The organism is Vibrio sp. Isolate22 (assembly GCF_022398115.1).
GTDB lineage: Bacteria > Pseudomonadota > Gammaproteobacteria > Enterobacterales > Vibrionaceae > Vibrio.
The window spans coordinates 1-24,805 of sequence record NZ_JAKEUW010000049.1 but is presented as its reverse complement, the minus strand read 5'-3'; the positions used below and the strand labels follow the sequence as shown (position 1 = coordinate 24,805).

General features: G+C 45.1%; 19 protein-coding genes. 6 read left to right on the top strand and 13 right to left on the bottom strand.

The annotated features are described in order from the left end of the window. Positions 1-39: 39 nt before the first annotated feature. The 10 genes from L1D55_RS20885 to yghU form a co-directional block, all read right to left on the bottom strand. Positions 40-1,074, bottom strand: a complete 1,035-nt coding sequence (locus L1D55_RS20885) for an AraC family transcriptional regulator (protein WP_239918694.1) — start codon at positions 1,072-1,074, stop codon at positions 40-42. After that, positions 1,071-4,244 carry an efflux RND transporter permease subunit gene (locus tag L1D55_RS20880; RefSeq protein ID WP_239918693.1) on the bottom strand — a complete coding sequence of 1,058 codons (3,174 nt, stop codon included), beginning with the start codon at positions 4,242-4,244 and terminating at the stop codon, positions 1,071-1,073. The genes L1D55_RS20885 and L1D55_RS20880 overlap by 4 nt, the downstream gene beginning before the upstream one ends. Beyond that, positions 4,241-5,416 (bottom strand): efflux RND transporter periplasmic adaptor subunit, encoded by a 1,176-nt coding sequence (locus L1D55_RS20875; RefSeq protein WP_239918692.1) that lies wholly within the window; start codon positions 5,414-5,416, stop codon positions 4,241-4,243. Before L1D55_RS20875 ends, L1D55_RS20880 begins: the two co-directional genes overlap by 4 nt. After that, positions 5,406-6,293 carry an ABC transporter six-transmembrane domain-containing protein gene (locus L1D55_RS20870; protein WP_239918691.1) on the bottom strand — a complete coding sequence of 296 codons (888 nt, stop codon included), beginning with the start codon at positions 6,291-6,293 and terminating at the stop codon, positions 5,406-5,408. The genes L1D55_RS20875 and L1D55_RS20870 overlap by 11 nt, the downstream gene beginning before the upstream one ends. A 293-nt stretch (positions 6,294-6,586) precedes the next feature. After that, positions 6,587-6,910, bottom strand: coding sequence for a DOPA 4,5-dioxygenase family protein (locus L1D55_RS20865; RefSeq protein ID WP_052880068.1), 324 nt, complete (start codon positions 6,908-6,910; stop codon positions 6,587-6,589). A gap of 212 nt (positions 6,911-7,122) precedes the next feature. After that, positions 7,123-7,929: a metal ABC transporter permease gene (locus tag L1D55_RS20860; protein ID WP_146490129.1), complete on the bottom strand. Its 807-nt coding sequence runs from the start codon at positions 7,927-7,929 to the stop codon at positions 7,123-7,125. After that, positions 7,929-8,834: a zinc ABC transporter substrate-binding protein gene (locus L1D55_RS20855; RefSeq protein ID WP_239918701.1), complete on the bottom strand. Its 906-nt coding sequence runs from the start codon at positions 8,832-8,834 to the stop codon at positions 7,929-7,931. The genes L1D55_RS20860 and L1D55_RS20855 overlap by 1 nt, the downstream gene beginning before the upstream one ends. A 16-nt stretch (positions 8,835-8,850) precedes the next feature. Then, positions 8,851-9,987 carry a hypothetical protein gene (locus L1D55_RS20850; RefSeq protein ID WP_239918690.1) on the bottom strand — a complete coding sequence of 379 codons (1,137 nt, stop codon included), beginning with the start codon at positions 9,985-9,987 and terminating at the stop codon, positions 8,851-8,853. A gap of 269 nt (positions 9,988-10,256) precedes the next feature. Then, entirely contained in the window at positions 10,257-11,483 is a 1,227-nt protein-coding gene (locus L1D55_RS20845) for an NAD(P)/FAD-dependent oxidoreductase (RefSeq protein ID WP_239918689.1), read from the bottom strand. A gap of 200 nt (positions 11,484-11,683) precedes the next feature. After that, entirely contained in the window at positions 11,684-12,541 is an 858-nt protein-coding gene (gene yghU, locus L1D55_RS20840; protein WP_239918688.1) for a glutathione-dependent disulfide-bond oxidoreductase, read from the bottom strand. Positions 12,542-12,815: 274 nt separating this feature from the next. On the opposite strand from yghU, the gene L1D55_RS20835 reads away from it, so the two are divergent. Next, the gene (locus L1D55_RS20835) at positions 12,816-13,160 is read left to right on the top strand and encodes a YajD family HNH nuclease (protein ID WP_004740276.1); all 345 of its coding nucleotides are present in this window, start codon (positions 12,816-12,818) and stop codon (positions 13,158-13,160) included. 137 nt (positions 13,161-13,297) lie between these two features. Here the strand turns inward: L1D55_RS20835 and L1D55_RS20830 are convergent, their stop codons facing one another. Further along, positions 13,298-13,678 (bottom strand): NADH:ubiquinone oxidoreductase, encoded by a 381-nt coding sequence (locus L1D55_RS20830; RefSeq protein WP_105023277.1) that lies wholly within the window; start codon positions 13,676-13,678, stop codon positions 13,298-13,300. A 596-nt stretch (positions 13,679-14,274) separates the two neighbouring features. On the opposite strand from L1D55_RS20830, the gene L1D55_RS20825 reads away from it, so the two are divergent. The 3 genes from L1D55_RS20825 (at position 14,275) to L1D55_RS20815 (ending at position 19,730) form a co-directional block, all read left to right on the top strand. After that, on the top strand, positions 14,275-15,510 hold the full coding sequence (locus L1D55_RS20825; protein WP_171369220.1) for an OFA family MFS transporter: 1,236 nt from the start codon (positions 14,275-14,277) through the stop codon (positions 15,508-15,510). A gap of 56 nt (positions 15,511-15,566) precedes the next feature. Beyond that, on the top strand, positions 15,567-17,231 hold the full coding sequence (locus L1D55_RS20820; protein WP_239918687.1) for a VRR-NUC domain-containing protein: 1,665 nt from the start codon (positions 15,567-15,569) through the stop codon (positions 17,229-17,231). 144 nt (positions 17,232-17,375) lie between these two features. After that, positions 17,376-19,730 (top strand): fatty acid cis/trans isomerase, encoded by a 2,355-nt coding sequence (locus L1D55_RS20815; RefSeq protein WP_239918686.1) that lies wholly within the window; start codon positions 17,376-17,378, stop codon positions 19,728-19,730. Between the two features lie 127 nt (positions 19,731-19,857). On the opposite strand, the gene torS is transcribed toward L1D55_RS20815, so the two are convergent. Continuing rightward, positions 19,858-22,872 (bottom strand): TMAO reductase system sensor histidine kinase/response regulator TorS, encoded by a 3,015-nt coding sequence (torS, locus tag L1D55_RS20810; protein WP_239918685.1) that lies wholly within the window; start codon positions 22,870-22,872, stop codon positions 19,858-19,860. 92 nt (positions 22,873-22,964) lie between these two features. Here torS and torT point away from each other — a divergent pair, with 92 nt between their 5' ends. Both torT and L1D55_RS20800 read left to right on the top strand, forming a co-directional pair. Next, positions 22,965-23,993 carry a TMAO reductase system periplasmic protein TorT gene (torT, locus tag L1D55_RS20805; RefSeq protein WP_239918684.1) on the top strand — a complete coding sequence of 343 codons (1,029 nt, stop codon included), beginning with the start codon at positions 22,965-22,967 and terminating at the stop codon, positions 23,991-23,993. A 61-nt stretch (positions 23,994-24,054) separates the two neighbouring features. Further along, entirely contained in the window at positions 24,055-24,510 is a 456-nt protein-coding gene (locus L1D55_RS20800; RefSeq protein WP_004740283.1) for a methylglyoxal synthase, read from the top strand. A gap of 79 nt (positions 24,511-24,589) precedes the next feature. Here L1D55_RS20800 and L1D55_RS20795 read toward each other — a convergent pair. Then, positions 24,590-24,805 (bottom strand): IS3 family transposase (locus L1D55_RS20795; protein WP_152966870.1); only part of this gene is annotated, 216 nt, incomplete at its 5' end.

The window sequence follows — 24,805 nt, the reverse complement described above, 5'->3', positions numbered from 1 at the left end:
ATTAGTAAACAAAGGCTCCTCATTTGAGGAGCCTTTTTATTATTCGCTGTCTTGCGTGGTTAAAACCGGCAACTGAAAAGAGAAGGTGACTCCTTCTACATCGTCATCATCTATATGGCGAATCATCTCCACCAAATAGCCATTCACGTCTAACTGTAAGCCTTGTTGCTTAACCGCATTAAACAACGCTTCTAAAGCCGTGCTATAGGCGACATCGGAAACCAGATAAACATCGCTACACAGGTAGTAACCTTCTGGAATGATCATATCGTAACGCTCTTTGGCGACTTGCCAGTTACCGATTTCAGCATCTATGTCGTCCCACTTGTTTCTCATCTGCTTAATTGGTGTTGTGCCCATGAGTTGTGTTGATTTCTGACCGTACATCTCAAATGCGGTGTCCCAGTCTGGATCGTCTAGCTTGAGCTTCTGCATTCCGCGTTCTGGATACCAAACCAATTCTGTCGGCATCGACTGAACCAATTCTTTTTCCATTGAAGACTGCACACCCGGATGCGCCAGTCTCTGAATGAAATCAGCCGTCTCTTTAGGTGTCGCGTTGTAGCCCATTTCTCGAATATGCTTTGCCGTAACCCCTAGCTCACGCTTAAGCGCCTTACCTAACGACTGTGACGATGAGAAGCCGCAATACTGAGCTATTTCAATCACGCTCCACGGCTCATCATTGATCAGTAAGCCCACTGCAATTTGTAATCGAACGCGACTCAAATACTGCCCCGGAGTTTCATTAAACAGCTCAGTAAATTGACGATGAAAATGGTATGGAGAAATTGCGCTCTCGGTCGCTATCTCTTCCCAAGTACGACGCTCACCCCACTCTTCATGCATTAAGTTAAGCGCATGGCTAAAGCGTTTTTGAAGGTGTTCTGGTAAAGATTCAACCAACGTAATCTCAGGCACCAGTTTAAAGCCAGGCACTGAGTGATAGTCAGGTTTGCTCTGTTGCGTCATACGGTCTTTGTTCTCAGGCATAGAAGCTCTTGTCTCTGTCGACTTGATTGAATTCGATCGCTTGGCTTCACTATCGTCTTTGTCCTTTATAAAATCAATCATGAGCGCTCCAAAGTGAGCTGTGTCTGTACCTGTGGTTCTTGTTCGACCGGTTCTTTTTCAATTAGATCTTCAACTTGAGGCGCTTTTCGGCAAAACAAACCAAGCAACACAGGTATCAAAATCAACGTTACTGCAGTGGCGAACAGCTCACCAAACACCAAGGATACCGCCGCAGGCTTTAAGTATTGTGCTTGTTCAGCAGTTTCGCTTAGTAGCGGTAACAAGCCACACACAGTGGTTATCGTGGTTAAGAAGATCGCTCTCAAACGGCTGGTGCCTGCAATAACTAACGCCTTCTGTAGTGGTACGCCTTGGCGATATTCAGCATTAAAACGCGTGATCAGCACCAACGAATCGTTAATCACGATCCCCGTCATGGCCATCATGCCGAACATCGAAAGAATGCTGATTGGCAAGTCCATCAAGTAGTGACCAAAAATCGCACCTGCAAAACCAAACGGGATGACAGCCATAATAATCATCGGCTGCCAGTAGGATTTCAAAGGTACGGCCAACAAGATATAGATCATCAGAAGCGTCAGGATCATCGCCGATTTAAAACCATCCGACACTTCCCCTATCTCTTCAAATTCCCCACCCGCTTTGATGATGACGCTTGGATATTGTAGGTGCAGAGACTCAATCGTCTCTTCAAGTTGCTCACGTGTTTTTTCTGGTGATTGCAGGTCCCGGTTTTGCTTCCAATAGAGGTTAATCACTTGCTCTCGGTCTCGACGATAAACCACTTGCGGTTCTTGCTCGTGACGGAACTCAGCAATATCACCCATCATCACGCTACCACCGTTCGGCAACATGATAATGGCTTGCCGTAGCTGAGCTAAGGTTCTGCGCTCGTCTCTTAGGTATTGCAGCAATACTTTGGTCTCTTGTCCGTTTTCTAAAAGACGATGAACTTCCCTTTCGCCGAATGCTTCGCCTGCGAGTTGAGCTAGCGTGGCTTGAGTTAAGCCAAGCTGCTGACCGTATTGATTCAGCACTAAGCGAACTTGTGGTAAACCATCCTGACCATCATCGTAAACATCTGAAACGCCTTTTAAGGACGCTAGAGTATCTGCTAGCTGTTCACTGAAACGAGACGCCAACTCACGATCGTTGGAAGAGATCGTTAAGAATGTGCCACCAGCTGGTTCTTCTGCTGCGCTGAATTTGGCCGAGTAAGCCCCTTCAATTTGCCCAGTGCTTTCTCGCCATCGCTTCAGCAATAAATTGCCTGGCAACAAACTTAAAGATTCATTGGTAAGCTCAGCGGTCACTTCAATTTCGCCGTAGCCATCCGACCACGCAAGTAGGTTCACCACGGGCTTTTCTTGTAATGGGTAATCGTCCATTAAGCCTTTCTCAACATCTGTCATCGCTTGCTCTACTTGCAGCAAAGCTTGGCGCTGCAGTGGTAACGGCGCACCATCTTCTAGCTCAATAACAGCCGTAATGTAACGCCCAGGAATTTCAGGGAACAGCGCACTTCGAATCGCCCCATTTGACCACATGCCATAAGCCAATGAGATGACCGCCACAAACCCAAGCAAAGACGCCACTTTGTAGCCAAGTGCAAACTCCAATACCGGCTTATAGATGTTGAGATTAAACCACTGTAATCCACCTTGAGCGGCATTCTGGACCTTGGCGAAGATACTTGTAGATGGTTTTTTCACAGAGAGCTGAGCTAAGTGTGACGGTAGAATAAATTTGCTTTCGATGAGCGAGAAGATCAAAGCGAAGATCACCACGGCCGAAAACCCAGCAAGCACCTTAGCCAGTTCATTGTTAATCCATAGCATTGGAGAAAATGCAGCAATGGTCGTCAGCACACCAAACACGGTTGCCACTGACACGGAATGCACGCCCTGCCAAGCGGCTGTCTTTCCGTTTACATTAGAGGGGCCGTTTCTATTTAAATGACCAGAACTACTTCCGTGCCCCGTCCGTTTTTCATGTATCGCTTCACCCACAACTACGGCATCATCCACCAACACGCCGAGTACCAAGATAAAACCAAACAAGGTGATGTCGTTGATGCTGTAATTAAACCACTGCATTGCGGCGAGTGTTCCTGTAAGCGCAATCGGAATCCCCATCGCGACCCAAAACGCGAGCCTGATTTCAAGAAATATCCCAAGCAAAATCAGTACAATTAGCAAGCCTTGCCAGGCATTTTCACTCAAACGAAACAGCTGTTCTTCAATGTAAGGCGCCATATCAGCCATGGTATTCAGATCTATATCCGACGGCAGAATCGCACGTTGTGCATCCAATGTTTCGCTGATCGCTTCACTGACTTTAAGTAGATTATCGGTTTGGCTAGTACTGACTAGTAAAGCGATGGCGTTAGAGCCGTTGTTACGCACGATAGAGCCGCTGTATTGGTAGCCACGGGTTAGCTTGGCGATGTCTCCCAAGTGTATTTTTCCGTTACTCCCAGAGATAACGACAAGTTGATTGAGCTTCTGCAAATCATCGGCATAACCGTCACCACGAATCACCATTCGGCCTTTGTCACTTATTAGCTCGCCGCTACGAGACTCAAGCGAACGCTGCTCAACTAAACCTGCCAGCTCCTCCAAGCTCAGCCCTAATGCTTTGAGTTGGTCAGGAGCTGGCTCGATAACCAACTGAGGCGTTCGAGTTCCCCAGTTTGATACCTTCGAAATTTGAGGGTTCTTCTTTAACGCTTGCTCAAGTTGCTTGGCAATAGGTTGTAATTCGTCATCGGTTCTTGGACCTGATACCACCACAAACGCGGCTAAATTGGTAAATTCATTGCGCACCACTTGCGGTCTTTCTGCTTGCACAGGAAAGCCATTGATGGCGTTAACTTGGTTACGAATGTCATCCAACAGCTTGTCTAAATCTGTACTGCTGGTTTTACGTACCACGACTCTAGACACGCCAGCACTCGATTGGCTGGTGATCTGTTTGATGCCCGCAATGCCGCTGATCGACTCTTCGATTCGTTGAGTCACGCTCTCATCAATCTGTTGTGCAGTACCGCCAGGATAAGCCACGGTAATACTGATTGATGAGGGTGCAATTTGTGGAAACGACTCGACACGTAACTGACCAAACGCCAGTACGCCACTGATAACAATCGCCATCATCAACAAATTGGCAGCGACTGGATTGTTAATGAACCATTTTGTCATCCAACTCATTGATTTGACTCCTTCATCTGTTCGGCATCAGATTTTCCCGCGAGCATGGTTCCAGAATGGATTTCATTGAATCTAGGCGCGACTTGTTTACCGATTAACATCGAAGAAAGTGGATACTGCACCACGCGACGAGCCTTATCACTTCGATCATTGAAGCGAATATCAAGCTCCTGACTGCCTTGCCCAATAAGCGTTACCGACTCTTTTCGTAGGCGATCTTCTGTGTCCAATGTCCACACATACCCGTCTCGGGTCATCGCACTCAGAGGTATGCTTACCACATAATCTTGTAGACCTAGGTTCACCACAGCTTGAACCTGCTGATTAGGGAAAAGCCTAGGCTTATCGTGGTAAGGATTTTCAACCGACAGCACTACTTGTCTTTGGCGAGTCACCGAATCGACTTCTGGCGACACATAGCGCACCTTCGCCGGCCATTGGTTCCCAGAACGACTCACGATACGAATGCTCGGCTTAACTAAGGCAGCTTGTACTTGTTGCCAATGCAATTCAGATATTGGAAGCTCGATATCAATCGAATCACTGGCGGCTAACTCAAAGGTCACTTGCCCCGCCTCTACCCACTCTCTTGGGCTAATGTGGCGTTTCATGACGACCGCATCAAAAGGCGCCGTGATCACTGACTCTTCCACTAGCTTCTTCGCACTGATATAAGCATGTTGTGCTTGTTGCAGGTTGGCTTTCGCAGCAAGCACTTGGGGTTCCCTGCGCGCAAAGGACGAACTTGTTTTTGGGTTGAGCATCTTGAGCGCGACGGTTTGTTCATGCTTAGCCTGTTTCAATTCCAGCTCCGCTTGCTTTAACGCACTCAACGCTTGCGTCAGGTTCGCATCAACGGCGCTGGTGTCTAGCCTCGCCAACACATCGCCCTTAGTCACTAATTGTCCCGGTTCGATGTTTTCATTCAGCCATTTTAGTTGCGCACTACTCGACGCTTTAAGTTGAATTGGCCAGCGAGCAGCGGTTAAGCCTAGTACCGTTAACGTCGATTCGTGCTGCGAAGGTGTGACCTCCAATACAGAAACCGGTGCCAGTACTGCTTGTTTCTTCACAGGTTCCGCTGCCTCGGGTTCCAATTCATCGACAACAACCAAGGCGACAAAGATAGCCGCACAACCGACTAATACCGAAAGTGGCTTTTTAAACTTCATAAGGCATCTCCTTGGTAGCCTGTTGGACAGAGGTATGATTGAGTCGCTGACTGATTTCAGTAAGACGAGAAAGGGTTTGAAGCGTAATTGGCAGCATCACTGCAGTTTCAACAAACTCCAGTGAATAAGTAACGATAGAGAACACTTGCCCTGCGGTCGGCTCGATAAGCTGACTCACCATCCAAAAATTGCCGACTACGGCACCAAACAAAACGGTGAAGAGCAGTCCGTAGACAATCGCCTCGGTGTCTGAGAGTTTGATTTCACACTGTTTAAGTCGCTCAAAGTGCCAACGAAGCGCAGATAAGCGAATGCCGCTCAACAGTTGAACCTGCTGTTCGACTTGATCGTTAAATTGGCCATTAAGCCGCGTGAAGGTTCGGTGGAACAAACCATAGATCGCAAGCATCGACAGCCCAGCAAACAACATGCAAAGCGCCAATGAGAAATGGAATGTGGAGAGAATCACCACAGTCGCAACAAGCTGCACCACTGTCGTCATCAAAGCGGGTAAATCGTCTTCTAAGAAATCAACCAGCTCACGCGACATGGTGAGACGAGCATCTTTGGTTGATACAGACAAGCCACGCAGGTTTCGCTCCACGATATTCGCCAGTTTTACACGAATCGCCCCATAAACACGGGTATCGTAGAAACGACGAACAACGCTGAGAATGACCAGTACAAAGAGAATCACAGCCAGCATCACTAAAGGCTGGAAACTTTGGTTTAACACGCCGTCGATGGCGTAACCAATAAACAATGGCAACAGAATAAGCATCACGTTTTCAGCCAATACCATTAACCAAGTCGTGGCGACCTTTAATGGATTAAGCCGAATAATCGTTAGCAGAGAGATGGGATATTTGAATAGCATTATTGAGCCCATAAATGAATATGGCGCCAGTATTACCAATCCGACATAGAAAAAAGTGTCCCAAATTGCTGTATTAGAAATAACACGCAACCCAAAGGGAAATGGCTCCAGTAAATCGAGTGTTTGATGTATTAGCTAACTGAGGAATCGCAGAGCATAATTGAGGATCAGCAGGAAAGATTTATAATTGAAGGAGGATATTTTATTTGGAGAAGAATCTGAGAGCTACACCCGACAGCAGCGATACTTACTAAGTACGTTGATTAGCTAAAAACTGTCGGGCGCGAATTAAATTAGCTACTCAGTGTCTCTTCGAATACACCTAGCTCACGGCCAAGCCAGATCGCACGCACTGTATGATCCAGCGTTTCTTCACCACCAGTTACTGGGTGAATCAGCACCGACATATCACCACGCTCTTGCTCAAGCCATTCGACAATGCCTGATTCTTTATTCGCAAAATGAATCTCAAACATCGGCATCTTATGCGGGCCAACCAAGCGCTGTATTAATGGGAAAGTCTCTAATACATCTTTACGCTCAGATAGAATCTTTTGACGCAGTGTTTCTGCTTGCTCTGCAAATCGCAGAGGGAAATAGATATGACCGTGGTACATGGCACCATCCTTTAGAATTATGATGACGCGATTTTATACCTAAATAGCCTCCAATAGCTAAATCTAAATATAATATGCCAGTACCACCTGTTCTATAGAAATGAACGGTTTCATGCCCACGGTCTTTCGCTCTACCTTCGATATGCTTACAAACTATATACCTTGAGCTATCAAGCTCAATGTCATCAGTCATCAGTCATCAGAAGAGTAGCCTAGTCAGTTCGACATATATGTTCAGTTCGGTTAATTCGCAGGTATCGAAGAAATAATGACACCGTATTAAATATTACCCCTGCAAGAAACAACGTAATGACAATGCTGGCGCCACTCGGTAAGTCATAATAAGCCGACACCGCTAAGCCCGATAAAATACCGACAGTGCCAATCCCAATACTCGCGATAAAGAACTGAACACCTTTATACGCAGCTGCACACAACGCGGGAATCACCAGTAACGCAAACTCCAAATATATACCAGTCAGCTTTACGGTGATCGGCATCAAAATAGCAAAGATAAGATAAAAGCCACTACCCTGCATAAATTCAGGCTTTACGCTAATTAACACCAACATCGCGGCCGTGATTATTGCCAATGGCCAAACGTCATCCCAGGTAGACCACAACAGCTGCCCGTTGAGAATGCCTTGAATAAAATCGGCACCATGAGGATCTTTGCTTACCAGTAATATCGCTAATGAAGCCGATACCACAAACAAACTTCCTATCATTGGTTCTAAGTGTTGTTTGTAACGCTTTTCCATTAACGCAATTAATCCGCATAGCAACAATGACATGACCCACGGGCCAATCATCTCTGCAAACCAAGAGCCGCTAAACAGTGCATATCGGCTCAACCAATATTGACTCAAAGCAGCACCAAGGGCAGCCACTTGCGCGACAGCTAGATCAATAAAGATGATCTGGCGCTTAAGAACTTGCTCTCCAAGCACGATGTTACCGACTAATGCAATTAATCCACACAATACGGCAGGTGCCAGCCAGCTATATTCCATCCACATCACGAGCTCTTAGGTGTTTCTAAATCGACCAATGTATCCAACAGATCATCAATCACTTGATCGTACATCTCGTCTAAGCTCTGTCCTTCTGAAACTGAAAGTGGTAACTGAACCATAGGTTTACCGGTTTGTTGATTGAGCCAATTGGCAGGACGTTTATCTTGATGTGATGAATATACGATGACATCAAATGAAGCAGGATCAAGTTTCGTCAACGTCTGCAAATGCGCTGTTGTCGGCGAAATACCTGGCTTGGGCTCTAAGTCGGCAATTTGTGCCATGTCTAGCCAGTCAAAAAGGTAACGATACGTGGCATGATAACCGACTACTTTTTTACCTTGTAACGGCTCAGCTTTGGTTTCCCACTCTGCCAATTTATTACGCCAGTTGGCACGAAACTTCATGCCATTTCGCATGTAGATATGTGCATTGTCAGGATCAACCAGTTGTAAACGTTTGGTGACTTCTCTGGAGATAGGAATCATATACTCAGCAGCAAACTGAACATGTGGATTTCCATGAGCATGGATGTCTCCCATGCTTCGATCGACATGGTCATGGGTATCAAGCATACCAACCATATCGCTCGCGTATAACATGGTTGGCGCGCTATCTTGAACCGCAGGGTTACCACTGCGTACTTGCAGCATTGGCAACCAGCCTACTTCTAATTCAGAGCCAGAACACATCGCCATATCTGCTTGACGCATTTTGGCAATAAGTGACGGTCTTGCTTGTACATAGTGCGGGTCTTGTTTAGCCGTAGTCGCCGAGTAGATGTTGGCATCAGGAGCGTGACTGTGAACAAGTGCTTGCCATTCAGGCTCACAAACGAAAATATTCAACGCCATTGCAGGCGAAGATACAATTATAGATGAGGATACAATGGCAACACCTGCTGCCATTGTAAGTAGAGATTTCCTAGAATGCATGAGCACCGTGCGCCCCAAAGGTCATCACATACTGAAGGGTAAATACGTTATCTGTCTCTTTACTTTGGTTTTCAACACGAGAGTATTGCGCTCTAACTATACCAAAATGAGATGAGTCCCAAGCGATCATTGCATCCGCTTCTTTGTCGTTCATTGCAGTAAAGTGCATGTGGTCACCATGTGCGTGTCCATCATAGCTTTCCGCTTCACCATAGCGCAGGCCAGCAGACCAGCTTGGGCTGAATCGGTAAACACCCGATACATAATAGCCTGCTAGCGTATCTGGTGATTCCGCATCATTTTTGTATTTGTCATCAACGATGCCATCCAACAGCATGTACTCAGCTGCAAGCGTGAAGTTTTGGTATTTGTAGTTACCGTTTGGAGCCCACTTCCATACAAAATCAGCACCGTATAAGTTTGAGCCCGTTACCGCTGCGCCGTGGCTATGATCGTGGTCATGGTCATGCCCGTGATCATGGTCTCCAAACTCACGAACTTTACCGTTTTCATTTCGTAAGTAGCTCAGACCAAACTGCCAGCTTGATGACTCTGAAAAGTCGTCACCCAGCTTAAGAGTTGTAGTGTAAACACCAACGTCAGAGCCATCATCAACAGAAGACATCTTGCTACCACTTAGCGCTTCAACACCAAACTTCACATACAGATCTGTAGGAAGAACGATGTTCGCACGAACACCATCATCGTAATAATGAGAGCCTAAGAATGTGCGGTAAGCCGCAGGACGCTCAACAAAGCTATCAGTATGCATATGTTGGTTATTCAGGTAACCAAAATCTGATAGGAAACGACCACCTCGAATGCTTAAACCGTAAGGCATCGTCAGTGTTTCAATGAAAGCTTCTTCGAGCAGTAATTCAGTCTCATCATCGTGAGTTTCAATAACTGTAGTCAAAGAGCCATGGAACTTGTCATCAATATTCGCAGACATGTTCAACTCTGTATGGCCAAGACCAAAGCCTTCGTCACGCTCCGAGTTATTACGTTGACCATCTTGATAATAACCATCAAGAACAACGCCAATTTGTGGGTTTGACAGCGTATCAGCAAAAACAGGGGCAGAAAGAATGCTACCAATCGCTAGAGAAACCAATTTTTTATTCACTGTATTTTTCCTTTTATAATACTCACCAAGAATTTAACTGGTACGTTATAACATAACAATTAATTCTTGAGAAACAAATTTTGATCATTAACGAGAAGTTAAATTGTTGTTTTAGGGGGTGCTTTAGAATCAATTTCTATAGAAAAGTAAACTCGCCACGATTGAGCAACTAGAGCGACCTCTAAAAAAACGCCACACTCAATTCTGAGCGTGGCGTTTTATAGGGGTGAATAGTAGGAGTATTGCTTCCTAGAACAAATACGCGATGACTAAATCTTTTTACTGTATGGATTCAACGCGCATTTCAACCTTTTCAGAACAACCAATGCTGTCACCCTACCCCAACTAAACAAGACTCGCTGATGTAAACGGAAAATTGTGTCGTAAAGGTTTCGCACTAATCTGCCACGCAAAAGCACTTTGTCATTCATGAGAGCACCGACTGCATAGTCATGCCCAACCGCTACCAACATGCCTCCATCGTGGAAAACAAATGGTTGTAATGCCTTGCCTTTCGCTAAACGCTTGAACTGCTGAGCCAAGTGACCTGCGGCTTGATTCGCAGCTTGAGCTCTTGGTGGAACAAAAGAACCATCCGGTTGCGGACACTCTGCACTATCGCCAATCACAAAAATATCGCTATCGTTGGTCGTTCTTAGTGTCTGCTCAACGACTAATTGATTGATTCGATTCGTTTCTAAACCGTCTAATTCACTTAGCCAATCCGCACATTTAATACCAGCAGCCCATACTTGCAGATCTGCTGAAATAACCTCTTCTTCTGAAGTGACTAATTTCGCCTCTTCTGCTCTTTGAATTCGAGTCCCAGTTCTAACGTTAATGCCTTGTTTTACCAGAGCTTCATGAACTCGTTTCGACATACATTCTGGCCCAGCAGGTAACACGCGTTCTGCCGCTTCAATTAAGGTGATTTCAAGGCTACCTTCCTGACGGTAACGCTGTAGCTTAGCGCTTACTTTTGCCAGCTCTGCCGCCAGCTCAACACCAGTTGCACCTGCGCCAACAATTGAAATTTTACGCTGACTGCTTGATCTCAGTAGAGGGTTGATTTCCTGCCAAGCTTTCTGTGCTTGCCCTGCTGAATCGAGGAATAAACAGTGTTCACTGACGCCTTCTGTTTTAAAGTCATTGCTGATGGCACCTACAGCGATTACGAGATAGTCGTATTCGAGCTCTTGAGTCATACCGCTAAAGTGGTTCAACTGGATGACTTTGTTAGCACGCTCTAACCCACTCATTGAAGCTTGTACGTAAGTGTAGCCATTACAAGATGCATGCTGGAAGTAGCTAACAGCGTCGAGCTCTTCGTCGAATGTTCCTGCTGCAATTTCATGCAAGCGAGGTTTCCAGTAGTGATGTGACGACGGCTCAACGAGTGTCACGTCATAACGTTTGTCACGACCTAAACGCGTAACCAATTCAAGGCCAGCAGCACCTCCACCAACCACAACAATTTTTTCTTTCTGTTTCAACATTCGCTTACCCACCATGCCTAAAGGCCAAACCTTTCTGATGGAACGCATTATATTTATAACATAATTAATGATAATCCCAATTTAAATAAAATCACTTTTACCAATTTGTAATAATAAGACTTAAATTGATTAGGTACAGGATCAACAAAGCGCCACATTCCAAAAGAATATGTGGCGCTTTTATCTACCTTAAATAAAAACTAAGGCTTTAGTTTCAGCACGTTATCAATGTCTTCAGCCGAGTGTCGCTCTGGTACTTGCTCCCACTCTTCGCCCCATGAGCGGTTAATAATACGACCACGTTGGAAGCCTTCACGCGCTTCTAGCAACTTCGCCCAGCGAACGACATTGGTGTAAGACTCCACTTGTAAGAACTCAGCGGCGTCATAAAGGTTGCCGAGCACTAGGTTGCCATACCAAGGCCAAATCGCCATATCAGCGATAGTCAGCTCTTCTCCAACGACAAAGGTACTGTTTGCTAGCTGCTTATCCAGTACGTCTAGTTGACGCTTAGCTTCCATCGCGAAACGGTTAATTGGGTACTCTTGCTTTTCGTCTGCGTAAGCGTAGAAGTGGCCAAAGCCACCACCTAGGAATGGGGCTGAGCCTTGTGCCCAGAATAGCCAGTTAAACGTTTGAGTGCGAGCAGCGCCCTCTTTCGGTAAGAAGTGACCAAACTTTTCAGCCAAATGAACTAGGATGGAAGCCGATTCAAAAACGTTGACGTCTTCATTGCCAGATTTATCAACCAAAGCAGGAATTTTCGAGTTAGGGTTTACGCCAACAAAACCAGAAGAGAATTGATCCGACTCTCCAATGTTGATCAAGTACGCATCATATTCAGCTTCTTTCACGCCCGCGGCTAGTAGCTCTTCAAGCATGATCGTCACTTTTTGGCCATTAGGTGTGCCAAGAGAGTAGAGTTGCAAAGCATGTTCACCAACAGCCAGATCTTTGTCGAATCGAGCGCCAGATTCAGGGCTATTAATATTTGCCCACTTGTTACCACCGGCAGCATCGTTAACCCACACTTTAGGTGGTGTGTATTGTTCTGACATGATATTTCCTTATTAGTATAGGGTCTTACCAACAGATATTAGGTCACATTTACTCGGTTAAAACCCCTCAATGCGTTTTCTTTTCAAACTGTTAAGCATGCCTTATTCCAGAAAGACATATCCAACATACAGCCCCCTTTGTCTAAGCGTTCGCAAACCAGCCCAGCGTAAAATTGATGTTGGTTAAAGCAAAGTATCATTTAGTGACAACACCTCTAGAGCTTCAATAAAGCTGTGATAATATCGACTGATTACAACAAATAGGAATTTGGCAATGTCTTCAGATTACAATGGCTCAAGCGCGGCATACGCTCGCCAAGAGCAAGGTTACCGTGAGAAAGCACTCAAACTTTACCCTTGGGTTTGTGGTAAGTGCGCACGTGAGTTTGTTTACTCGAACCTAAGAGAGCTAACGGTTCACCACGTCGACCATGACCACACGAATAACCCTGAAGACGGCAGTAACTGGGAACTATTGTGCCTTTACTGTCACGATCATGAACATTCAAAATACACAGACCACGAGCGCTACGGCGTCGATGCCACAGCACGTTTAGATGACCACCAAACGGCAACACATAACCCGTTTGCTGACCTAGCGAAGATGATGAAAAAGTAAAACGCTCTTCATTTCAGGCTCGATAACAAGAAACCCCAGTATGTCGCCATACTGGGGTTTCTTTTATCTGCGGCCAAATAAAATCTCGCAGGATCAAAAAAGCCTTCCGAAGAAGGCTTTTGAAAATCTGTTTTTAACTATGCTGCAGCTTGCTTGCGAGACTCTTCAATCTGTTTCTCACGCTTCTTTAGTGTCAGCTTATCGCGGTAAGAGAACCACACGTAAGACACAACCACTAAGAAGAACAGGTAAGACAATGAGAAGATGAATGGTGACTGGATAATATCGTTAGAGATACCCCATGACACACCTACCACTGTTACCGCGATTTTAGCAAAGAAGCCACATAATAGAAGCACTAGAGCTAACTGAGGGAAACGTGTGCTGCGGAATGCAAGCCAGTAGCAACTTCCCACTGCAAGTGCTGCAATGTAGAAACCGAATAAGAAAGAATGAATATGATCAGCGGCTGCTACACCACCAGTAATCGACATCAGTAGAATTAAAAATAGTTTCATAACACTTGCCTCTTAGTAGACTAGAAACGCATCCTTTCAAATTTGAAATCTCAGTTTGCAGACTATTTTCCCACTTTTTACGGACAAAACAAGCCCAAAAAACGAACAAATTGTAACCAACAAGAAACACAAAGCGCCGCGTTAACAATTAATTAACACCCATAAATTCAACAAACTAAGTCCCCTCTGGGGTTGTGGCGATTAACGTCCAATTTGATTTATTTTGTTACACAAAATTAACCACAGAAATAATTTAAAATTAATTGCAATGATGTGATGACAGCACGGTTTGTAGGGGCACTAGCAGGAAGAGATTAGGTAAAAGCATGAATACTGGAGCCTAAACCAGCAAAGTGTACAAAAAAGAAAGGTGTTAACAACAACTGCAACACGCATAAAAAACAGTTCTTTAACAACTCAAGTTTAATTTTGATAAAAATGGAAAAAGAGATTCCAATCACATTTTTATTGGTTATAATCCGCGCTCTTTTGCGCTATCTGTTGATAAACGCAAACTAATTTTGAAGAAACAATCACAATAACCCGTCTTTAGTCCTGTGGCTCTCACTAGACCAAAGACAAAACTGAGAATAAAAATGAGCAAGATTGATAAAGCTACACGTATCCTGCTAGCAGGCTTCTGTATCAACCTTTGTCTTGGCATCCTGTATGCTTGGAGTGTATTTAACAAAGCCCTACAAGGTGAAGGCTGGTCTGCAGCTGAAGCATCAGCACCATACGCGACTGCAACAATCACATTCTCTATCTGTCTTCTTGTTGCTGGTATCCTACAAGACCGCATGGGTCCACGTAAGATCCTAATTCTTGGTACAGCTCTTACTGGCCTTGGTATGATCGCATCAGGCTTTGCGACTTCTCCACTAATGCTAAACATCACATTCGGTGTTATGGCTGGTGCGGGTATCGGCTTCGGTTACGCATGTCTTTCTCCTTCTGCAATGAAGTGGTTCCACCCTTCTAAGAAAGGTATGGTTAACGGTCTTATCGCAGCAGGCTTCGGTCTAGCGGCAATTTACCTTGCTCCAGTTACTGCTGCTCTTATCGAGAGCATGGGCATCCAAACAAGCTTTAAGATTCTTGGTGTTGGTGTACTAGCAATCGCAGTACCTCTAGCAGCAACAATCAACAACCCACCAGCGGGTTACGCTCCAGCTGAACCAAAAGTAAAAGCTGGCCAAGCTCCAAAAGCTGTTAAGAAGAGCGAAGACCTATCTTGGAAAGTAATGCTGAAGACTCCTCAGTTCTACTCTCTATGGATCATGTACGCATTCGCAGCTTCTGTTGGTCTAATGATCATCGGTAACATAACAAGTATCGCAAGCGCTCAAGCAAACCTACCAAACGCGGTTTACCTTGCTTCTATCCTTGCTGTATTTAACTCAGGCGGTCGTGTTGCTGCTGGTATGCTTGCTGACAAGATCGGTGGCGTTCGTACTCTTCTACTTGCATTCATCCTGCAAGGCGCAAACATGGCTCTATTCGCTACGTTTAACACTGAGTTCACACTAATCATCGGTACAGCGGTTGCAGCGGTTGGTTACGGTACTCTACTAGCGGTATTCCCAACGCTTACAGCTGAGTTCTACGGCCTTAAAAACTACGGTACTAACTACGGCGTGCTTTACACGGCATGGGGTATCGGTGGTGCAATCGGTACAGCGGTTGTTGGTTACTCGATGACTAACGGCGACAGCTACGGTCTTGCTTACACTATCTCTGCAGCAATGATGGCAGTATGTATTGTTCTAGCAATCATCACTAAGCCAATGTCTGAAGCAAAAGTTGCTGAGCTAAAAGCATCTCAAGCTTAATCTGATAAAAGATTGAATTTGAAAAGAAAGAGCTTAACCTTAGGGTTAGGCTCTTTTTGTATCAAGCGACGTATCAAGTGACATTAGAATCCACTCCTCAACTACACCCAACTTACTATCTCGACAACTTCAATCGACTGATTGAACACGCTCAAACGCACTACCCTGACTTGCTGAGCGCCGATGAAACTCGTTGGCTACAAAGTTACAAGCGCCTTTCTACACCTAGCCAGTGTTTAATGGTTCGTTTTCTGTCTCGTAAGGGGTGCTGGTTTCGCAGTGATAAACTCGACTACGTTGAAATACCCAATCTCTCCGATGCGCTGCAAGAGCTAAGTACATCAGGCTTTATTGCGCTGAGTAATCCTAAAGCTTCGCACAACCTTGTCATCACAGAGCATGAGTTGGGCTTACACTTGCTCACCAAGCCTGAGCTAGTCAACGTATTCCCTACCCTCAAAAGCAGTAAGTCGGCTAAAAAAGACGTGCTATTAGGACTGCTGACTCAACAACCTTTTGATAATTATGAAGCGTTAACATTTGACTGTATCCATGTTAATGAAGCTGAAGTTATCGATGTATTACTGCTACTCTTCTTCGCCAATACATACCAAGATCTCAGTCAGTTCGTATTAAGCGACCTTGGCCTCAACACCTTTGAAAACTACCCATTGAGTAAGCAGCGTCGCTTCTTCAACTCCAGAGAGCAGCTCAACCAACTGCTCTCAATGCGCGACGTTCAACGCCAATATTATGAAGGCGACCGTAAGGGCTGCGACGTTCTTGAGCACCTTTTGCAATCCTTGCCGTGCGAATCAGAACATCGCACCATCGCGAGAAAGCGCTCACGCCTGATCAATGACATTGCTCGTGATCTCGAAAGGCTCAATCAGAACGAAAAAGCCATCCATTGGTTTAAGCAATCATCACTTCCACCGAGCAGAGAGCGGCTTGCTCGCATCTACGACAAGCAAGATGAGCTAAACCTAATGAGTGACACCGTCACGGAGATGCAAACCAATCCATCTGACGTATCAGAACTGGAAGTCGCCGTTAAGCTTGAGCAAAGGTTGCTACGCAAGCAGGGACAAAAGGTTCCACGCGCTTCAAAGCCAATTTGCGAACAAATTAGGTTGGAACTAGACCTAAGCCAAACCAGAGTTGAGCTTGCCGTTAAGCAACATTTTGAAGCTCAAGGTTGGGAAGTCTATTTTTCAGAGAACAGCTTTCTGTGTGGGTTATTCGGCTTGACGTTTTGGGATGTAATTTTCTCTGATGTAGAGGGTGCATTTATCAACCGCTACCAATATCGACCATTGGATCTCTATCACTCAGACTTTCAACAAAAACGTGAATTGCAAATCAATGCTGTAATCCAAACCATCTCGAATCAAGGCATTGATCACTTGCTCGATGTCTATGATAAAAAGCTTGGCATTGCTAATCCGTTTGTGCATTGGAATCACTTCCCTAAAGCACTCATCGAACGTAGCATTCACTCAGTACCACGAGCATTGCTGATCGATCTCTTCAAAGTCATATTGAGTGACCTAAAACTGTTTAGAACCGGAATGCCTGACTTGATCGCTTTTAAAGATGGCCAATTTCACTGGATAGAAGTCAAAGGCCCTGGAGACAAATTACAAGATAACCAATGGCGTTGGATAAAGGAATTTGAGCGACTCTCAGTCCCCTTTTCTGTTTGTTACGTTAATCAGTAGACCTAAATACTGAGCTCTATGCCCGCAGCCAAGCCTAGCGAATCACTCAATCCTATAGAGATCTTGTCTACAAAATTGTCAGAACATGAGCATTTTCAATCATTTTCGATATAATTAGAAAAAATGCCAAATATCTAAGTACGTATGAATTTGAAAAAACTCTTCATTTTGTCTCTTGTCAGCGTGTTCTCAGGTTGTGCCGTGTACGCGGGACTAAACTTCGATGAGCTGTTTGGCGAACAACAAGTTCGTGATCGCCAAACTCCTATCCTTTCAGCTCAATCGCAACACTTTCTCAACGAAGTTAAACCGATCATTGATAACCGATGTGTGGTTTGTCACGCCTGTTACGATGCACCTTGCCAACTTAAAATGTCTTCTGTCGAAGGTATCGACCGAGGTGCAAGTAAAGCACTCGTTTATCAAGGTACGCGTTTAACGGCATCGGCTCCCACTCGCTTATTTGAAGATGCGTTAACCACACAAGAGTGGCGCGACGCTGATTTCCATCCTGTACTCAATGAACGTATGCAGAACTCGACCGCCAACTTAGATGCTGGGCTTGTCTCTCGTATGTTGATACAGAAAGAAAACCACCCACTTCCGGAGCAAACGCAGCTAGAAGGCTTTGACTTTTCAATCGATCGTGACCAGCAGTGTCCGACTATCGAAGAGTACGCTCAATATGAGAGAGATTACCCTACGTGGGGTATGCCTTATGGTATGCCTAACTTAGACAAGACAGAATACGCAACTCTGATGAGCTGGCTAGAAAATGGCGCTTTGATGAACGAACATATTCCGCTAAGTGAAGCTGAGCAAGAGCTGGTTAATACTTACGAAAAGTTCCTTAACAAGAGTTCAAGAAAGAGCCAACTTTCAGCACGTTACATCTACGAACACCTGTTCTTATCACACGTTTATTTTTCAGAATTAGGTCAACCGACACGCTTCTTCTCGATTGTTCGTTCTGCTACACCTCCTGGCGAACCGGTCAAGCGTATCACCACTCGTCGCCCTTATGATGATCCAAAAGTCCCTCGTGTGTACTACCGTCTTATCCCTGAGCAAGGCACAATTGTCGACAAGACACACATGCCTTTCGCCCTCAATGAAGAACGCCTGAAAAACTGGAACACTTGGTTCGTTGATGCCGATTACACTGTAGATAAGCTGCCAAGTTACGATATTGATGTTGCCGCGAACCCAATGACCTCGTTTGAAGCCTTGCCTGTAAACTCTCGCTTTAAGTTTATGCTCGACAACGCTCAGAACACCATCATGGCTTACATTAAAGGCCCTGTGTGTCGTGGTCAGTTGGCATTAAACGTGATTAACGACCGATTCTGGGTATTCTTTATTGATCCAGACAAGGCCGATCTTCCAGAGATCAACGCCTTCTATGCAAGCCAACGTGACAATCTTAAGCTTCCTAGTGAACTTGAAAGTAACACGGTTCCTGCAACGAACTGGGTTAGATATTCAAAACAGCAAGCACGCTACCTGGAAGGTAAATCAGACTTTGCTAACAAGTGGTTTAAGAATGGTGAGAACTTAACGACAGACGTTATCTGGGATGGCAATGGTACTAACCCGAACGCTGCCCTTACTGTTTTCCGTCACTTTGACAGCGCATCGGTCGTGCAAGGCTTAGTGGGTCCTCAACCTAAAACGGCGTGGATTCTGGATTATGCACTTTTAGAAAGAATTCATTACCTACTTGTAGCTGGCTTCGATGTTTACGGAAACTTTGGCCACCAGCTTATCACTCGTATGTTTATGGACTTCTTACGTCTTGAAGGTGAAAGTAACTTCTTAACCCTGTTACCAAAAGATGTACGACACCTTGAGCACTCAAGCTGGTACCAAAATCAAAGCGTCCAGTTGAGCGATTTCTTGCAACGTAATATCGCACCTTTTGATCAACCAACTAGCGTGGTGTACAAAACGGCCGATCCAAAACGCGAGCTGCTCGATAAGTTGAAAGATAAGTTGAGTCCGATACTCAATGACCGTTATGAGATCGTCGATACAGGCTTTAGCCGTAAAAATGAAGCGCTACTTAAACAGGTGAGCTTGGTGAAAGGTGAAGGCCTACGCCATGTGCCTCAACTCGTGATGATCATGATTGAGGGAGAAAACGGTGAAGAACAACTGTTCACCATGATTCACAACAACGCTCATAGCAACATTTCCAGCCTGTTTAACGAAGAAGGTAACCGAGATTACGCTAATGACGACTTAACGCTCGTCCGAGGCATTGTAGGCAGCTATCCAGCCGCTTACCTATCACTGACAGAGAAGGAAATTCCAACTCTAGTGAAGTCTCTACAAAACTTACAAACTGAAGAAGATTACGTGGCGCTACTCGATAAGTTTGCCATCCGACGCAGCTCTAGTGACTTCTGGCCATTCAGTGACCGAGTGCATCGTTGGTACCAACAAGACCAACCAATTGAGTTTGGCCTGTTGGACTACAACCGCTTCGAAAACCGTTAGTCTGAAGCATCGCCTTAAAAACAAAAATCCTCTGTCTTAGCAGAGGATTTTTTTGTTTCTGGATGCTCAGTTAGACAGAGCTCAGCTTAGCCTAAGAAGCTCAATATGTGGCAGAGAACATTCAATATCAGACATGTTGTTGCAACGCCGCTAGAGAATCTTTAACTAACCTCGTTAACTCTTCAGCGCTATCTCTGTATTGCGTTAATGGCTCACTGCTAATCTCAATGTTTTTACACACATCAAACAGGGCTAATAGTCCTAAGCTGCCCGCTGACCCTTTGAGCTTATGAGCGAGCGATTTCACCTCACGGGCGTTCTCCGCATCATTGGCGTCAGCCATTTCTTTTAACGTTTCAAGGCTGCTTTGTTCAAAGAGCCCGACAATCTGCTTCATTTTGTCCAAACCAAGAATAGACAAGTCGCCTTCGATTACTTTGTTATCAATTATCAGTTTGCTATCAGAAATGGTCACAGGACTTTCCTCTTGGTCTGGCTGTTCAATTTCGCTTTCGACTATAACGTCGCTCTCAATACGCTTTTCACAAAACCCGTGCTCGTTTCTCTTACAGGTTGAATCATTAGGATCGGGCTGTGGTAATAACAAGGTCTTGCCATCTAGCTGAGTCACTATCAGCCTTGCAAGCGCTTCTTTCTCAAGAGGTTTTGGTAAGAAGCCATCAAACCCATTCGCCAAATAACTTTCTACTTCTTCATTAAACACATGAGCCGATACCGCTACCATAGGAGGTGCATACTGTGCCGAGCTCTCTGGCAATAGGCCTAAAGCAGATGATTGAACCTCAATATCTTTAAGTTGCTGAATGAGGTCAACACCATCACAGTCTGGAAGGTTGATATCAACTAGCGCAATATCGAAGACCTGTTCGCTGTATATCTCACGAGCTTCTTGTCCGGTTGTGGCAATCACGACCTCATGCCCCAGGTTGTTTAAGAAGCCTTCAGCAACGATGCAGTTCACTGGGTTGTCTTCAATCAACAGCACTTTAGCTCGAATGCAAGTTTCAACCACTGCAGCTTTAGTTTCGATTTTTTCGCCAGCTTGAAGTGGTAAGGAGAACCAGAACTGACTGCCTTCCCCTTCTTCTGAATGGACGCCAATATCACCGTCCATTGCCAACATGATGCGCTTACTGATCGCCAGACCTAATCCAGTGCCACCCGTTGTGTTTCGACCACTGTTGGTTTGGCTAAACGCATCAAACAAGCATTTTTGTTCGCTTTCATGTATCCCAACACCCGTATCGGATACTTCAAACATCACGCGGTTTTCATCTTCGAGATCTAAGCTGATGAAGATGTCGATATCGCCCTTTTCAGTGAACTTAATCGCGTTACCAACCAGGTTATTCAATATTTGGCTAATACGAGTGACGTCACCGCGCCAGTAACGTTGTACATCGCTTTCAATATGGTAGCTAAAACCAAGCTTCTTCTCGGCTGCGCGCCCTTCCATCAATTGATAGGTGTCTTGAACCATTTGGTGCAAGTCGAAAGACGCAAGCCTTATCTCAAGATGTCCGGCTTCAATTTTAGAGTAGTCCAATACATCGTTGAGGATAGCTAATAAGTTCTTACCACTGCGATTGATGATGTCAGCATAGCCAGATTGTAAAGGGTTCAATCCGGTATCTTTTAGCAAACGGGCTGTACCCAATACCCCATTCATCGGCGTTCTGATTTCGTGACTCATGGTCGCAAGGAAGGCTGATTTAGCGCGGCTCGCTTGTTCAGCAGCACTGCGCGCCTTCGCGTGGTTGGTTACCTCAACATTCAACTTCTCGTTAGTCTTTTGGAGTTGGTAGGTTCGCTCAGTGATCAGCTCTTCAAGGTGCTCTTTATGTTCTTCCAGCTCTCGTTTCGCTTTAGCCTCACCCACAGCCACTACTTGTAGCGCCTGCGCCGTATTTCTTGCTGTGATGATTGCTTCACCCATGTGCGCCAGCTCATCATTACCTTTTACTGAGATATCAATATTAAGGCGTCCTTGTGCAATCGACATCAGGGCTGCCGAATATTCAGCAAGGCGTTTTACGACCGACACATACACCACGCGCCATACAATAAACGCCACTATCACCAAGCCAATAATAGAGATCACAGAGAGCGACCATTGCGCGAGGCTTAACGTAGAAGTCAGTTCATCTACCGCTTTTTTCGTACTCAGGTTGGAGTCATCGATCAGTTGGTTTACTGTCGTGTTCAGCTGTGAGAATAACTTCAAGGTATTCTGCATCAACAGCTCAGACTTTTTGGTGTTCTCATACTGTTCCAGTGAGATATCAAACACCACTTGGCGTTTTTGTAGCTCTTCCAGAAGCTGGGACATCTGCTCTGAACGTGTTGGATCTTCTACCGCTTTAACACGACGAACCATGATTCTAAGATTAGATTCAAACTCAGTTTGGATTTGATGGATACGCTCAACATTGGTTACCGTTTGAGTTTCCTCAATTTGGTTGAGCATTTTGAACGCCAGCAAGTGCAATTCGTGCAGGCGCTCTGAGAGGTCAAGGTCGACTTCCACCAGCGCATCTAAGGCTTGATAGGCTTTATCGGTTTCTTTGGTCTCTAGCAGGTCATAGATATGGGTAACGTTGGCAACGGCTATGGTTGCGGTATTCAGCACTTGAGTTCGAGTCAGCTGTTCTAGCTCTTCAGCCAATAGGCGCATCTCTTCAACACGAGATGACAGCTCTTTGGTTAGCCAGAGTTTACGTTCTACTGAAACACCCAGCTCCGCCAGCGTATTGATTACACTCTGCACGTTATTTTCAAGTTTATGCAGCAGTTCTGAATCAAAGCTATCGACACCCAAATCTTTGATGTGTTGTAACAAGGCTTCTAGTTGATCGAACAACAGTGTGCCTGCTTCTTTTCGCTCAGCTTCATTTCTCGCATTAGAGAGGGTTTGTACAGACGAAATAATGCGATTACTCAACTCAGAAACCTGACGAGCTTCAATCATCGCTGGTAGCGCTGAATCAACAACGTTTCTCTCTGTTTTTGCAACAAAGCTAAATCCAGATACCCCGATCAATGCAGACAAAAGAACGAGCATCGCCATCACTAAAAATGAGGCCAGCAGCTTGCGTCCAATACTTGCTGAAGCTAACAACATAAAACCTAAACCTTAAAACGTTCTTCTTTACCCCTGCAGAATACGCTATATTTTGCAGTGTTTCTTATCTAAAACCAATAAAACGGCAATTCATGCGCACTAAATCCTTCGCGTCAAAACTTCTTTTATCTTTACTTGCGTTAGCCGCCTCTTCCGCTAGTGCTGATGAGCCATTAAGCCCTATCAAACCGGCGACTGCGACGTCACAAAAAGAGAAGATTTGCGCCATCTACCCACACCTCAAGGATTCCTATTGGTTATCTGTGAATTACGGCATGATTTCCGAAGCCGAAAAATTGCAGGTTGAGCTACGAGTGCTAGAAGCTGGCGGCTATCCAAACATCGGCAAACAAGCCTCACAACTCGTCCTGTGTACTAAATGGGGTGCCGATGCCATTATTTTAGGCACTGTATCACCAGACGCCTATCACGATAACCTTACTGACTGGGTTGGTTCGACACCTGTGTTTGCAACAGTGAATGAATTGACGTTAAGCAAAGAGCAGCAAAAAGTACTGAAAGGTATAGTTGGTGTTGATTGGTATCAGATGGGCTTTCAAGTAGGTGAGTATTTAGCGAAGCTTCATCCAACTGGCTCTGGCGAAACCCCTATTGCATTATTGCTTGGCCCTCAAGCAAGCGGTGGCACCAAACCTGTTGCATTAGGATTCTATGACGCGATTAAAGATAGCGATATAAAAATCGATGTGAGCTATTGGGCTGACAACGACAAAGAGCTGCAACGCAACCTTGTACAACAAGTGATAGAACAAGCAAAGGTTCAATACATCGTTGGTAGTGCCGTTGCTATAGAGGCTGCAATCAGTGAGCTAAGAGCGGCGGGTAAAACCGATGAAATTGGTCTGATTTCCAGCTATTTGAGTCATGGTACTTACCGTGGCTTACTGCGAAAAAAGGTACTTTTTGCACCAACAGACAAGATGGTGGAACAGGGGCGCTTGTCGGTTAAACAAGCGGTGAGTTACTTGCGAGGGCAGCCTTACGAGATGCACAGCGCACCAAAAATTGAAGCTCTTACCCCTGCAACACTCAAAGATCAAATTATTGCCGATTCATTGTCACCTTCTGAGTTTCGGCCGGTATTCAGTGTGAATCCATAGTGTTATATTGAGTTAAGCACTCATAACAATAAAAATACGAACGATAATTTAGGGAAAATTCATGCAAAAAACAACGCGTACTATGCCAACGCATAAGCATATCGCTCTAGTCGCTCATGACCACTTCAAACCTGAGCTACTAAGATGGGTAAAAGAGAATAAAGAGAAGCTACAAAGCCACTTCCTTTATGCGACTGGTACAACGGGTTCTCTGCTAAGCAAAGAGACAGGTTTAGCAATCAAGAGCATGATCAGTGGCCCAATGGGTGGTGACCAACAACTTGGCGCTCTGATTTCAGAAGGCAAAATCGATATGCTGATTTTCTTCTGGGATCCACTTAATGCCGTACCGCACGACCCTGATGTAAAAGCACTACTGCGTATCGCGAGTGTTTGGAACATTCCAGTTGCAACCAACCGCGCGACTGCGAACTTCCTTTTCAACTCTTCAATGCTAGAAGAAGAAGTGATTATCGAGATTCCAGATTACGAAGCGTATCTAGCTGAGCGTACCTAATTCTCGTTAAGAGAGACGAATACATCACAGACTAAAAAGCCTGCTCATTGATGTGACCCCGTAAAGTTGGACATTTCTGTTAAGCGGCTTTCAAGGCCTGAGTTCGATATTCTATCGGAGTCAGGCCTTTTAGTTTCACTTTTATACGTTTGGTATTGTAGTACTCGATGTATTCTTTAATTTGCTCTATCAGAGCATCTGCATCTTCAAAGCTTTGGTTGTGATACATCTCTGTTTTGAGTAAAGCAAAAAAGTTTTCAGCAACCGCATTATCCAAGCAGTTACCTTTTCTCGA